This window comes from Spirosoma flavus (assembly GCF_054778555.1).
On record NZ_BAAGZL010000002.1, the window covers coordinates 1,080,580 to 1,094,002 of the forward strand.

The 13,423-nt window shown below is 46.5% G+C and carries 11 protein-coding genes and 1 tRNA gene; 8 read left to right on the plus strand and 4 right to left on the minus strand.

The window, feature by feature from the left end; all coding sequences use genetic code 11:
- Positions 1 to 47: 47 nt before the first annotated feature.
- Both ACYVF1_RS13375 and ACYVF1_RS13380 read right to left on the minus strand, forming a co-directional pair.
- Positions 48 to 449, minus strand: coding sequence for a hypothetical protein (locus ACYVF1_RS13375; protein ID WP_461079478.1), 402 nt, complete (start codon positions 447 to 449; stop codon positions 48 to 50).
- Positions 449 to 1,810, minus strand: a complete 1,362-nt coding sequence (locus ACYVF1_RS13380; protein ID WP_461079480.1) for an MFS transporter — start codon at positions 1,808 to 1,810, stop codon at positions 449 to 451. The genes ACYVF1_RS13375 and ACYVF1_RS13380 overlap by 1 nt, the downstream gene beginning before the upstream one ends.
- Positions 1,811 to 1,919: 109 nt before the next feature.
- Between ACYVF1_RS13380 and mltG the strand changes: the two genes are divergently transcribed.
- The 7 genes from mltG to ACYVF1_RS13415 all read left to right on the plus strand — a co-directional run bounded on the left by mltG (position 1,920) and on the right by ACYVF1_RS13415 (position 9,155).
- The gene (gene mltG / locus ACYVF1_RS13385; RefSeq protein WP_461079482.1) at positions 1,920 to 2,957 is read left to right on the plus strand and encodes an endolytic transglycosylase MltG; all 1,038 of its coding nucleotides are present in this window, start codon (positions 1,920 to 1,922) and stop codon (positions 2,955 to 2,957) included.
- Positions 2,958 to 3,067: 110 nt separating this feature from the next.
- On the plus strand, positions 3,068 to 3,475 hold the full coding sequence (locus tag ACYVF1_RS13390; RefSeq protein WP_461079484.1) for an acyl-CoA thioesterase: 408 nt from the start codon (positions 3,068 to 3,070) through the stop codon (positions 3,473 to 3,475).
- Between the two features lie 93 nt (positions 3,476 to 3,568).
- Positions 3,569 to 4,522 (plus strand): YihY/virulence factor BrkB family protein, encoded by a 954-nt coding sequence (locus tag ACYVF1_RS13395; RefSeq protein WP_461079486.1) that lies wholly within the window; start codon positions 3,569 to 3,571, stop codon positions 4,520 to 4,522.
- A gap of 261 nt (positions 4,523 to 4,783) precedes the next feature.
- Positions 4,784 to 5,803, plus strand: coding sequence for a glycosyltransferase (locus ACYVF1_RS13400; protein WP_461079488.1), 1,020 nt, complete (start codon positions 4,784 to 4,786; stop codon positions 5,801 to 5,803).
- A 98-nt stretch (positions 5,804 to 5,901) separates the two neighbouring features.
- Complete coding sequence (locus ACYVF1_RS13405) at positions 5,902 to 6,522, plus strand: L-threonylcarbamoyladenylate synthase (RefSeq protein WP_461079490.1); 621 nt, start codon at positions 5,902 to 5,904, stop codon at positions 6,520 to 6,522.
- Positions 6,523 to 6,624: 102 nt separating this feature from the next.
- Complete coding sequence (locus ACYVF1_RS13410) at positions 6,625 to 7,650, plus strand: hypothetical protein (protein WP_461079492.1); 1,026 nt, start codon at positions 6,625 to 6,627, stop codon at positions 7,648 to 7,650.
- Positions 7,651 to 7,835: 185 nt separating this feature from the next.
- Entirely contained in the window at positions 7,836 to 9,155 is a 1,320-nt protein-coding gene (locus ACYVF1_RS13415; RefSeq protein WP_461079494.1) for a hypothetical protein, read from the plus strand.
- A gap of 94 nt (positions 9,156 to 9,249) precedes the next feature.
- Here ACYVF1_RS13415 and tig read toward each other — a convergent pair whose 3' ends face one another.
- Together tig and ACYVF1_RS13425 are read right to left on the minus strand one after the other, a co-directional pair.
- Positions 9,250 to 10,611, minus strand: coding sequence for a trigger factor (gene tig / locus ACYVF1_RS13420; protein ID WP_461079496.1), 1,362 nt, complete (start codon positions 10,609 to 10,611; stop codon positions 9,250 to 9,252).
- A 161-nt stretch (positions 10,612 to 10,772) separates the two neighbouring features.
- Positions 10,773 to 10,854, minus strand: a tRNA-Leu gene (locus ACYVF1_RS13425).
- Positions 10,855 to 11,118: 264 nt separating this feature from the next.
- Here ACYVF1_RS13425 and ACYVF1_RS13430 point away from each other — a divergent pair.
- Positions 11,119 to 13,389, plus strand: a complete 2,271-nt coding sequence (locus ACYVF1_RS13430; RefSeq protein ID WP_461079498.1) for a RelA/SpoT family protein — start codon at positions 11,119 to 11,121, stop codon at positions 13,387 to 13,389.
- The last annotated feature ends 34 nt before the right edge of the window (positions 13,390 to 13,423 follow it).

The following is a 13,423-nucleotide window of genomic DNA, read 5'->3' on the forward strand; positions in this document are numbered from 1 at the left end:
TACTTCGTGATAACAGGTAGCTGTATATAGCGGCTATACTCCATGTATCATATATCATACATAATCTTGATTACTTGTTCAATCGCCCGATCTACGTCGCTACGTTTGCGGTCAGGTGAATCGAAACGGTTGAAGGGACGTAGTTCGAGGACGAACGTTTCTTCAACCGTTTTTTCGTCAATAGGTGTCAGAAGCTTATAACCCTGAAGTTTGACCGGAATCAGGCCGTGTTGCGTTTTGAAACGTAGCAGTACGGAAGCCAGAAATTTCTCTACGTCCGTTGCCAACGTATCGGTTGCCGGAACAAACCGCACTTCGGCGTGATTACGATCAACAAGCGTTTGTTCGTCTGGCGCGAAATGACCTTCGCAACTGGAGAAGGTACGTATCAGTCCCGTTTGATTTAGCGCGTCAACCAGCGGACGAATTTTGGGTTCGAGGTCTTCCATCAGGGTTCACCGTCAACCAAAGCCATCTCGTCCGCGTCATTTACTTTATGCGATTTTCGCTGGGGTTCATTCCGCCAAAACCAGATTAAATAACCAACGGCCAGCAGCGCGAGTACGCCCGCCACACCAAATGAAGCCTCAATACCCGTTTCGCCAACGTGATTCAGCAACCACCCCGCTCCTACCGCGCCTAACCCAATACCTGCTTCGAGCGCAATGTACATAGTTGCCATAGCACGTCCACGGGTGTGCTCATCGCTCAAATCAGCCGTCCAGGCCTGCACCGTTGGCGAGTTCATCCCCCACGACATACCATAAAAAACAGCAGCTGTCCAGAACAACACCAACGTATCGGAAATTACCAGAATCGCCATAGAAATGGCCAGCACCGCTGTCGAAACGGCCAAAACAGGCACCCGACCGTACCGATCTGAGGTCTTGCTGAAAATCAGACGTACTACCAGCGAAGCAATGGTGTAAACCGTAAAAAACAACCCTTTATTCGTAATACCCAACGTAGCACTCAGGTCTGAAATAACCGTCAGCACTACGCCCGACGAGAACGACTGCAGCAGCAAAACAATAAAAGGAGGTATGGCCTGTTTGTCGAAAATTTCGTCTTTTTTCAGACGTAGCAACCCGAACCGAAAAGGCTGCCTATTTACCAATGTCTCCGGCATACGTAGCAAAATACCGATTGACATGAGTGCGAACCCCGATGATACCCAGAACATTACGTTCATCGAAAAATCGGTAGCTAACCAACTCCCGATGGCCGGCCCCAGCGACATACCCATCGCCGTAAACAACCCCAGCATACCCATTGCTTCGCCCCGACGGTTGGTTGGCACTACGTCCGCTACGTAGGCTGAGGTGGCCGTGGGCTTGGTTCCCGTCGAAAATCCGTGAATGAGACGTAGCGTCAGAAATCCCCAGACAGTTATCAGGTACGGATAGAGCAATCCGCAGACAAAGCAAACTAATGATCCAAACGCCATCACCGGAACCCGGCCGACGGTATCCGTAATTTTGCCGCTAAATGGCCGCGAAACACCCGCCGTAAACGTAAAGAGCGCAATAATTAATCCGACGTATTCCCGCCCGCCTAACCTGGTCAGGTAATTCGGGAGTTCAGGAATCATCATCGAAAAACTGGCCGAGAACAGGAAATTACTAACAGACAGCAGCCAAAACGAAAGCGTATACAGAGAAGGACCGCGGGAAACCGAGCGCGAAAATGGCGAGCGAACTATCAAAACGAGTTGATTTGGTTCACCCAAATTTACAACTCTTTCCGCAAATACCAGCAGACAGCGCATCAGTTCCAGGTTTGCCTGCGCGAATAATAGGGAACGTAGCATCTACTTCAGCGCATATGCCTAAATTTGCGATCTGAATTACGAATCAGCGTTCAGTCATTCATAATTCATCATTCATAATCGCACCGGCGATCCGGTCATCATTTTAAACATGTCTCGTAACTTCAAAATCGGCCTGTTCCTGACCGTTTCTATCCTGCTTACTACGTTCTCCTTCTATTTCTGGCAGGTTTTCAGAAGTCCGAATCTTCTGGTAAAAGACAATGACAAGACATTTGCCCTCCTGATTCCACGCGGTGCTACGTTCGAGTCGGTGATGGATACGCTCAAGCTGCATAAAGTCATCAATGACGAAACCTCGTTCCGATTTCTGGCCAAGATGATGAAATACACCGAGAAGGTGAAAGAGGGACGTTATGAGATCAAGCCTAAAATGGGTAACCGCGAAGCGCTGGTAAAACTACGTAGTGGAAATCAGGATGCGATGCCCGTTACGTTCAACAACATCCGCATGAAAAGCGACCTGATTCAACGGCTCGGCAGCAAGTTTGAGTTTGGTCCCGACGCGCTCGGCAAGCTACTGAACGACCCGGCCACCTGCGAAAAATTTGGCTTCGATACGACCACTATCGTATGTCTTTTCCTGCCTAATACATATCAGATTTTCTGGACCATCAAACCAGAAGCGTTTCTGGAGCGGATGGGGGCGGAGTATAAAAAATTCTGGACGCCTGAGCGTCAGGCGAAAGCCAAAGAAAAGGGCTTAACGCAAACACAAACCCAGGTGCTGGCTTCGATTGTAGCTTCCGAAACCAACAAACGCGACGAACAGCCACGCGTGGCCGGTGTTTACCTGAATCGCCTGAAACGTGGTATCAAGCTGGAAGCCGACCCAACCGTCATTTTTGCGCTACGTGATTTCAGCATACGTCGACTACTAAACCGTCAGCTTACCGTCGATTCGCCTTACAATACGTATCGTTATACCGGATTGCCTCCTGGACCCATAAATCTGCCTGCACCAGCTACAATTGATAATGTTCTGAACGCCGAACAGCATGATTATCTGTATTTTGTGGTTGATGCCCGGTTCAACGGCTACCATACATTCTCTAAAACCCTGGCAGAGCATCTGGCAAACGCCCGCCTGTATCAGCAGGCCCTCACTCGCATGAAGATTATGAAGTAAAAGGCCCCGACAGGCTCTGGCCGCTTCGGCGCGGGGCGGCCCGTGCCGTCCGATGTCGGTTCTAGCTACTGAGTTAGTCGCTCGCGCGACTCTGACTGATTACCCCTCCTATGATTACTCACGACGTTACTAATATTCGCGTACGCTATTACGATACTGACCAGATGGGCATTGTGTATTACGGCAACTACGCCCGCTATTACGAAATTGGCCGGGTCGAAACGCTACGTCATCTGGGGCTTACTTACAAAGAAGTTGAAGAAGGCGGTATTTCGATGCCCGTTTACGACCTTAATTCCCGATTCATCCGGGCCGCCAAGTATGATGATCTCCTGACCATTCGGGTCACGATCCCACAAATGCCCAAAACACGGCTGATGTTTGGTTATGAGATATTTAACCAGAAAGGACAGCTACTCAATACTGGCCAGACGACGCTCGTCTTTGTCCGTAGTGATACGGGGCGACCCTGTTCGGCACCTGCTGAATTAATCGAAGCGACCAAACCTTTCTTTTGAGTGTCAAGTTACTACGTAGTCAAGAGTCGGTAGTCATCAATCGTCAGTTAATTGCTGTTCCTAACGACTGATGACTACCGACTAATTACCACTATGTTCGACAAGCTATTGGGTTTTAAGTCGTTACAGAATGTACGCATCTGGCTGCACGACAATCATCCGTTCGACTCAAAAACAACCTGGTATGCCTTTCTAAAACGAATGGGTAATCAGATTGTCGACAATAATACCACCGAACGGGCCGCTTCGGTGGCCTACAGCCTGATACTGGCGGTATTTCCAACGGTGATCTTTTTTTTCACGCTGATTCCTTACATTCCATTTCCCGATCTCGAAGACCAGATCATGGTCTTTTTGAAGGAATTACTGCCCGGCGATACGTTCAGTTCAGTCGATACAACCATCCGGGATATCATTAGCCGACCACGTAGTGGAGTGCTGTCGCTGGGTTTTTTTCTGGCTCTGTACTCGGCTACCAGTGGTGTAGTAGCGCTGATGCAGGCGTTTAACTCGTCGTACCATTCGGCCGAACGGCGCGGTTTTTTCAAGATTCGTGTAATTGCCATCGGGTTGACGTTTACGCTGGCTTTTGCGTTGATTCTGGCCGTTGTTGTACTGATTATTGGCGGCATTGTCAGCGATTATCTGCTTCACTTCGGCATTCTGAACAATGTCGTGTTTGTCAACCTGTTAGCGGTTGGCCGGTATCTGGTCGTGTTTGCCGTTTTTTTGGCAACGGTTTCCACAATTTACCGGTTTGGCCCGAACGTAAATATGAAGTGGCGGCATATTCTGCCCGGTTCTGTTGTAGCTTCCATTTTAATTGTACTTACTACGTTCGGCTTTTCGTATTACGTATCAAATTTTGGATCATACAACAAATTGTACGGGTCTATCGGTACGTTGATTGCCTTAATGATCTGGATAAATCTTATCTCTGTACTTCTTATTTTGGGATTTGAAATGAACGTAGCGCTTTACGATTTAGAAGCTGATAAGCCCACTTCAAAACCCACCAAAACAACAAACGCCACCCTCAAAGCGTGAGGTGGCGTTTGTAAACCTAACCCATAAATGTAATAGCACACATCAACGACGTGTCAGTTTGGCACAATCGAAATGCGTTCATCCAATCGTTCGCCAAAAACGTGCCAACTTTTTGATCAGTGATATCAATTGCGGTTCTACTATCCTATTTGTAAATAAAAACAAAACTTAAGTTCGATCATTTGTCGCCTTAGGTGTCGAATAAACACAAATAAAACGAACCAATTAGTATAGAATGGTTTGGCATCGAACTTGCTTGATATGGCTACGCTGACTGGTTCAACTCCTTCTTTTTCAACTCAATTATCCGCCGATATTGCCTGGGTAACAGTCATTTGCACGTGTTACAATCACGAATCCTATATTGTTCAGGCCCTGCAATCCGTTATTGATCAGACTTATCCGTACGTTGAGTTAATCGTCATTGATAATGGAAGTTACGACAGCTCTGTTGAGCGTATTAATAGCTTTTTGGTTCAGCATCCAGCCGTTCGATTTATACAGAATCCTCAAAATCTGGGATTAAACCGCGCCTTTAATCAGGGACTCTTATGGGCTAAAGGCCACTACGTTGTCGATTTATCGGCGGATGACGTACTACTTCCAACACGTTTAGAAAAACAAGTGGCACAATTTGAAAAGCTACCCGGTACGTATGCCGTGGTTTTCTCGAATGCTACGTATATCGATACGTTAGGACGTAGCATAGGCACACATTTTCCCGTGGATGCAACTGGGCATACGCAGGCCAAGGTGCCTTCAGGCTTTATTTTCAGAGATATTCTGGAGAAGTATTTTATCTGTACGCCAACTATGCTTATGCGTCGCGACGTACTGAATCAGTTGGGCGGTTACGACGAATCGCTTGCTTATGAAGACTTCGACTTCTGGGTACGTTCCGCCCGCACGTATCAATATGCTTACCTCGATGAGGTACTGACGCTTAAGCGACGTCTGCCAACATCTCTATCTGCACAAGTAAGTTATACCGATAACAAATTGCTGGAATCGACACTGGTTGTATGCCAGAAAGCCTTCAAGCTTTGCCAAACCCCCGATGAACTGGCTGCCCTGGCCAGTCGTCTGCGTAAGTTTATCCGAAAAGCGTTTTACGCCGAACAGTTCGACCTGGCTGAGCGATTTAGCGAATTACTTCAACGTATTGAACGGCCTAACTTGGCAACTTACTTCGTGCTGTCACTGAATCGACTGCGCATTCCGGTTAATTCGTTATATCGTTTTTTTCTAAAACAAAGGAAGAGCCCCGTTTCAACCTTTTAAAAACAAAACGGGTTTAAATATAACGCGGGTGGTCGGCCGCTGCCGTAGAAACCCGCAATATGTATAGCAAAACAGCAGGTTTATACCCGCCTTATTCTATGGGAGCCGAATTCATAAAATTATATCCGAAAAATCCTGATCCACGCCGGATTGAGTACGTAGTAAATGCCCTACGCGATGGTGCCGTTGTCATTTATCCTACCGATACCATTTATGGGATGGGCTGCGATATCCATAATGCCCGTTCTGTTGAGCGTGTGGCACGTATTAAGGGAATCAAGCCTACGAAAAACGATTTCTCGTTTATCTGCTACGATCTTAGTCATATTGCCGACTATGCTCGGGTTAGCAATCAGGCATTTAAGCTCATGAAGAGCCTGCTTCCGGGTCCTTTTACGTTTATTCTTCAAGCGACGAACAGCGTACCCAAACTCCTCAATACGAATAAGAAAACGGTTGGTATCCGGGTACCCGACAACGATATTCCCCGGCAACTGGTGCATGAACTTGGCCACCCGATTATTACTACGTCGATTCGTGACGAAGACGAAATTATTGAATACTCCACTGACCCGGAATTAATTTTTGAAAAGTTTCAACACCAAGTTGACATCGTGATCGATGGCGGCTACGGCGGTAATGTTCCTTCTACCATCATCGATGCTACAGACGACGCTTTCACAGTTGTTCGACAGGGATTAGGGGAGTTCGCACTTTGAAATCTTGTCATAACCATTTATACTTGCATTGTTGGGTTAACACTCCTGGCGGAGGTTAACCCTTTTTTGTAAATATTATAGCCTTATCTTTTCCTTCCAAGTATGCGTTTTACCCTAGCCGCATTATCCCTGCTGGCTCTTTGTCACGTAACAAGTTGCTCCTCTCAATCGAAAGACGCTACTTCAAAGGCCAGCAAGCCGACCACCGAAGCTACTGCCAAATCAAGTCCGGCAACCGATTCTACCGAATCCACAGAAACAGCCGCAGCCGCCCCTGTTGGTTCGAAACGAGGTGTCAGCACCGGTGATTCAACACTGGATTCGTTGACGTATTCACCCGAAGGAGCTATCCTTCCCAGCAAACGAATTTTTGCCTATTATGGCAACCCACATTCGAAAAAAATGGGTGCTTTGGGTGAATACCCGAAAGAAGAAATGCTTCAGCGACTGGATAAAGAAATCAGCAACTGGCAAAAAGCAGATCCAGCAACACCCATTCAGCCTGCGCTTCACCTGGTCGCCATTTCGGCGCAGGGAGCACCGGGTAAAGATGGCGGTTATCGACTACGGATGTCAGATAAAACCATCAAAAAAGTCATCAAATGGGGAAACGAGCATAAAGCCATTGTATTTCTCGACATCCAGCGTGGCCACGCCGACCTCGGTGGTGAGATGGCATATCTGACTAAGTACCTTAAATTACCTTTTGTGCATCTGGGTATCGACCCTGAATTTTCGATGGTTACGGGCCACAAACCCGGCACCAAGATTGGTTCTTACGATGCTGCTGATGTAAACCAGGCGGTTCAGTTTTTGAGCAAAATCGTGAAAGAAAATAACCTGCCACCTAAGGTGCTGGTCGTTCACCGTTTTACGCAGGGTATGATCAAAAACTATAAAAACATCAAGCTCGACCCAAACGTACAGATCGTGATGGACATGGACGGCTGGGGCCCGCCGGTACTAAAAAAAGATTCGTACCACGACTATATCCAAAAAGAACCGGTTCAGTATACGGGCTTCAAACTGTTCTACAAAAACGACTTCCGCAAACCCGGATCACGTATCATGACGCCCGAAGAAGTACTAGCGCTGACGCCAAAGCCGATGTATATTCAGTACCAATAGAATTACTAATAACGCTCTGAAAAGAGATTCATCAATTCATTATTGAAGACCTCCTGCTCTGTGGATTAAAATCTGAGACAGGAGGTTTTACTTTTTGCTACATATGTAGCAATCTTGTAATAAGTAACTATCTTTCAAAGAATTATGATTCTTTTCGTTACTCACACCAACTTACTCAGTCGATCATGAAAAAACAGTCTACTACGTTTAGGAAATTTAGCCTATTACTGATGCTTATAGCCAGTCTAAACTGGTCGGGCGTATACGCACAACTTCGTATAGGTGGCTCCTCTTCTCCTACTAACCCAGGAGTTGCACTGGAAGTAGTTGGAAAACCTGTAGGAAATACTGAATATCAGGGCTTGCTGCTGCCACGGGTAGAATTAGTTGATTACGCTACCTGGACATTGGCTGGCACCCCAGTAGATGGCATGATTGTTTTCAACACGGCAACCACAACCGGCGATTATGCTGTTACGCCGGGCATATACTGCTGGTATAATTTTCATTGGGTCCGACAAAGTCCCTCCATTAATTCTGAACCTGCCATCATTTCATCAGTCGATTGTCAGCAGAGTACTGCAGCTTCAGGGGAATATTACCCCGCTATAAAACTTAATTCAGCCAACACTAAGCAAATACGTATTACACCCACTTCGGCCGGATCATTTTCGGCTAAAACTAACGTAGCAAATGGGTATTCTTTCTCGGCTACGGGTACGTTTACAGCTGAACAAGTGGGTATTTCGCAAAACATTACGTTGCAGGGAAATGGTACTCCACAGACAACGGGGCTAAATACATTTACACTAACTGTAGGCATACAAAGCTGTACGTTTAACGTAACCGTTTATGGACCTATTGATTGCAGTGGTCCACTGTCTGGCACGTATCAATCCCATATCCCTCTTACGTCGGCAAACACTAAACAAATTACGTATACACCTGCTGTCGCGGGTCCTTATTCAGCTACAACCGACGTAGTAAACGGGTATTCTTTCTCAGCTTCGGGCACTTTTACAACTGAGCAGATAGGTGTTCCGCAAACGATTATGTTGCAGGCTTCAGGAACTCCGCAGGCTAAATTTTCAAATAGTGCTTTCGTTAATTTTTCAGATACATTTATCCTAACACTAGGAGGTCAAAAGTGTACCTTTGATGTAAGCCCTCTATTCCCTTTCGATTGTAGTGGTCCATTAAACGGCACTTATAAGGTAGGCGTCCCGCTCAACAGCACGAATACAAAACAGATTACGTACGTCCCTAATGTCGTTGGAGAACATTACTTCAGGCTATATGTTCTTCAATCTCAAACTGCGTCTTTCACTTTATCTAAAGCGATCACCTTTACAAATGAACAAGTGGGCATTCCGCAAACTATTATACTTCAAGGTTCAGGGACTCCGGCTCGACAAGGCCCATACGGATCTACCCTCGAAATACGAGCCCTCACTACCGGACCAGCAACATATGCATGCCCTATTGAGGTAACAGTAGTTCCCTAAAAAAAGAGGCATTAAAATCTGATACGTATAAAAAGAAGCAGGGTAGCAACGTTACGTTGCTACCCTGCTTCTTTTTATACGTATTAACTATCTCTTACCGGTTCTCAACCAGCGCTTTAAACTCATCAACCGTCACGTCCTGCGTAGCTGTTGTCAGCTGCGTTTTGGTGTAGTCGATGATTTTATCATCGTACACCTGATTGAACGTACTGGTGTAATTTTGACCGTTGTTTTTCTCATCCGTCAGATAATTGCGGGCAATCCGGTCGATTGTTTTGTTCATTTCTTCATCGTCGGTATTGGCGAAACCAAACTGGTCGCGTACCATCGCCCGCGTTACGTTCAGCACTTCATCGAACTCAACTTTGATGTCTGCTTTATCAGCAATCTTGTTTTTGATGAGTTGCAGTTTCACCGACTTCGCAAAATCGTCATACTGTTCGTCCACCTGCTCCGGCGTAAACTTACCTTCGTTTACTTCCAGCAGCCAGTTTTTGAGGAATTCGTCGGGCAGCAGGATGGGCGTATTTTCAAGCAGCGTTTTTTCAATGTCCAGACGTAGCAACTGGGCTGACTCACGAGCGTAGTTACTCCGAATAATTTCGACCACTTTTGCCCGGAACTGCTCCTCATTTTCAACGGCACCAACGCCCAGCACTTTATCAAAAAACTCCTGATTCAGTTCAGCCGGTTCATGGCGTGTAATATCATCGATGGCAAACGTAAACTCACCGGTCAGGTTAACAGCTTCCTCAGCTTTTACACCGGTCGCGTTGGCACGAGCTTTCTCATCCGGAAAAGCCTGCTCCAGCACGAACGTAACAGCATCGCCTTTTTTCTTACCAACAAATTGACCTTTGGCGCTTTCTTCCATTTTGTTCATCGGCAGCGCCGTTTTGGCCGAGAAACCTGTTTCGCCTTCTGCTACGTTCAGTTGGTTCAGTTCACCATAAATGGTATCTTCTTCACCTACTTCTTCACCATGGGCGTGGGTATGAAAACGTTGCTGTAAATCCGCAATGGTTGAATTTACTTCAGCATCGCCCGCCTGAATGTCGTACTGCGTAATAGTTGGCAAATCGCTGAACTCAATGTCGAATTCCGACGCCAATCCTAATGTATAGCTAAACGCAAAATCGGTCTGATTATCCCAGTCGATGGCTTCTGCCTGTTCGCGATCTGGAATTGGATCGCCTACAACCTGAAGTTTATTGTCGCGGATATACTGGCTAACCGTTTTGCTGAGCATCGAATTGATTTCGTCGACCAGAATACTTTTTCCGTACATTTTCTGAACCAGCGAAGCAGGAACGTGGCCAGGCCGGAAACCTTTCAGTTGAACTCTCTTACCGTAATCTTTCAGCTTTTTATCAACTTCCGGCTTATAGTCGGCGGGGGTCAGTGTGATTTTCAGCGAGGCATTAGTATCGCTGGCTTTTTCTAAGGTAATATCCACGAGTGTATAGTTTAAAGAGTGAACGAGCGAAAAAATGAAAGAGTGATTCGTTCAACTAGCAATGCTCTTTCACTCATTCGTTCTTTGTTTAAAAGCGAAAGAGTGAAAGAATGAAAGAGTGAGTCATTCACAGACAAACGCTCTTTCGCTCTTAAACTTTGTACGGGCGGAGGGACTCGAACCCCCATGCCTTGCGGCACCAGATCCTAAGTCTGGCACGTCTACCAATTTCGCCACGCCCGCATGGCCTTTAGAAGCTGTAAAGTTTAAGAGTTCTAGTCTTGTAAAGTTAAAGAGCGTTCAGCTAACTCTATATCCTTAAAACTTTTTAACTCCCCTACTCTATAACTCCGTGTTTGGGAGTGCAAAAGTATGAAAAAAAATTAACTCATCAAGCAAATTGCTCAAGGTTTTATTTTTAGATAATATCCGGTCATTTTTCAGCGAATATTTTGTTATCTTGGTAGTACGCGTACTACCGATGCCAATACCTGCAACGAAGCTATCATGATGAATACAATCGACCGTCGCCCCCAACCAGAGCCTGTTATTGATCTGGAACTGGAGCGACAGGAAATCCTCAAACGTTATCGACGACTGCTACGTGCCGCCAAGCCTATGCTGAAAGGCGACGATGCGAAGCTGATCAAGAAAGCGTTCAATATGTCGGCCGAAGCCCACAAAAATATGCGACGGCGGTCGGGCGAGCCCTATATTTACCACCCGCTGGCCGTGGCGCAGATTGCCGTTGAAGAAATCGGTTTGGGCACTACCAGCATCGTTGCCGCGCTTCTTCACGACGTAGTAGAAGATACCGACACTACCATTGCCGATATTGACCGCGCATTTGGTCCCAAAATAGCCCGTATTATCGATGGTTTGACCAAGATTTCAGGCTATTTCGAGTACGGTTCGTCGCAACAGGCCGAAAACTTCCGGAAAATGTTGCTGACCCTTTCTGATGACGTTCGGGTCATTCTTATTAAGCTGGCCGACCGGCTCCATAATATGCGGACGCTGGACTCGATGCCCCGCGACAAGCAATTGAAAATCGCGTCGGAAACGATTTATATATACGCTCCACTAGCTCACCGGCTGGGTTTATACACCATCAAGTCGGAATTGGAAGATATGTATTTGAAGCATGTCGAGCCAGAAGCGTATAAGGATATAGCCAAAAAACTACGCGAAACCCGGCTGGCCCGCGACCGGTTTATTGGCCGCTTTATTGAGCCAATTGAAAAAGATATGGCTGAAACCAAAATCAAATATGTGATTAGGGGTCGGCCGAAATCTATTTACTCCATCTGGAACAAACTGAGTAAATCGAAAAAACCATTCGAAGAGATTTACGATTTGTTCGCGGTACGTATCATTCTCGACGTACCACAGGAAGAAGAGAAAGCGGCTTGCTGGCGAGCGTATTCCATTGTTACGGATCACTACAAACCCAACCCTGACCGCCTGAAAGACTGGATTAGCACTCCGCGCGCCAATGGTTATGAGTCGCTGCATACTACAGTCATGAGCAAACAGGGCCAGTGGGTTGAGGTACAGATACGTACCGAACGCATGAACGAAATTGCTGAAAAAGGATACGCGGCTCACTGGAAATATAAGGGCAATGACACGCAGGCTGGCGCTGGTATTGAGGCCTGGATCAGTCAGGTGCGTGACATGATTGAGTCGGCTGGGCATGGTGACAAAAAAGCCGCCATTGAATTTGTCGATGATTTCAGGAGCAATCTTTATAGCGAGGAAGTATTTGTGTTTACGCCCAAAGGTGAACTTAAGGTGCTACAACGAGGTGCCACGGCACTTGATTTTGCGTTTGACATTCACACGCAGGTAGGAGCTCGTTGTATGGCTGCCAAGGTCAACAATACGTTGGTACCACTAAGTTACGTCCTGCAAAATGGCGATCAGGTCGAAGTTATTACGTCGAATCGGCAGAAACCGAGTGAAGACTGGCTCCGGTTTGTGGTCACTTCGAAGGCCAAAACCAAGATTAAGGATTTAATCAAGGAAGATAACAAACGCTACGTTACCGACGGGCGCGAAGCGGTTGCCAAGAAATTGCGGCTGCTACGTATGGAGATGACGAACGAAGTTCTAAACCAGCTACGAGCGTATTTTGGGTCAAAAACCACCGATGATTTCTTTTACCGCGTGGGCAAAGGCCACATCGACGTAGGGGAACTGAAAAAATTCAAGTCGGACAAGGAAGCGAAGGAAAACCGCGCTAACAAGCTCAATACCGATACCATACCCGATGCCAAGGCGTTCGTTAAGGAACTGAAGAAGATTCACGGTGAACGGGCCGATGCCGATATGCTGCTCATTGGCGAGGATATGGATCGCATTGACTATACCCTCTCAAAATGCTGCAATCCAATTTCGGGTGACGACGTATTTGGTTTCGTGACGATCAACGAAGGCATTAAAATTCACCGCGTTACGTGCCCGAATGCCGTTGAACTCATGTCGAACCATGGCAATCGAATCATCAAAGCGAAATGGACGTCACAAAAGGAACTGGCATTTCTGGCGGGTCTACGTATCACAGGCACCGACCGGGTTGGCCTTATAAACGACGTAACACGAGTGATAAGCAACGAATTGCACATTAATATGCGTTCAGTAGCGATCGATTCGAAAGACGGAATTTTCGAAGGGAATATTAAGCTTTATGTCCACGATACAGGTCATCTAGACACGCTGATGAACAAGCTCGAACAGGTTAAGGGCGTTTTTGAAGTGGTTCGATTCGACTCCTAAAAAACGGTAAAGGTTTCTTTTATTTATACTGTAT

Excerpts from the sequence above, each read along its gene's own strand:
- ACYVF1_RS13400 (WP_461079488.1), top strand. The coding sequence starts at position 4,784 with ATGGCTACGCTGACTGGTTCAACTCCTTCTTTTTCAACTCAATTATCC.
- ACYVF1_RS13390 (WP_461079484.1), top strand. The coding sequence starts at position 3,068 with ATGATTACTCACGACGTTACTAATATTCGCGTACGCTATTACGATACT.
- ACYVF1_RS13395 (WP_461079486.1), top strand. The coding sequence starts at position 3,569 with ATGTTCGACAAGCTATTGGGTTTTAAGTCGTTACAGAATGTACGCATC.
- ACYVF1_RS13430 (WP_461079498.1), top strand. The coding sequence starts at position 11,119 with ATGATGAATACAATCGACCGTCGCCCCCAACCAGAGCCTGTTATTGAT.
- ACYVF1_RS13410 (WP_461079492.1), top strand. The coding sequence starts at position 6,625 with ATGCGTTTTACCCTAGCCGCATTATCCCTGCTGGCTCTTTGTCACGTA.
- ACYVF1_RS13375 (WP_461079478.1), bottom strand. The coding sequence starts at position 449 with ATGGAAGACCTCGAACCCAAAATTCGTCCGCTGGTTGACGCGCTAAAT.
- ACYVF1_RS13380 (WP_461079480.1), bottom strand. The coding sequence starts at position 1,810 with ATGCTACGTTCCCTATTATTCGCGCAGGCAAACCTGGAACTGATGCGC.
- ACYVF1_RS13415 (WP_461079494.1), top strand. The coding sequence starts at position 7,836 with ATGAAAAAACAGTCTACTACGTTTAGGAAATTTAGCCTATTACTGATG.
- mltG (WP_461079482.1), top strand. The coding sequence starts at position 1,920 with ATGTCTCGTAACTTCAAAATCGGCCTGTTCCTGACCGTTTCTATCCTG.
- ACYVF1_RS13405 (WP_461079490.1), top strand. The coding sequence starts at position 5,902 with ATGGGAGCCGAATTCATAAAATTATATCCGAAAAATCCTGATCCACGC.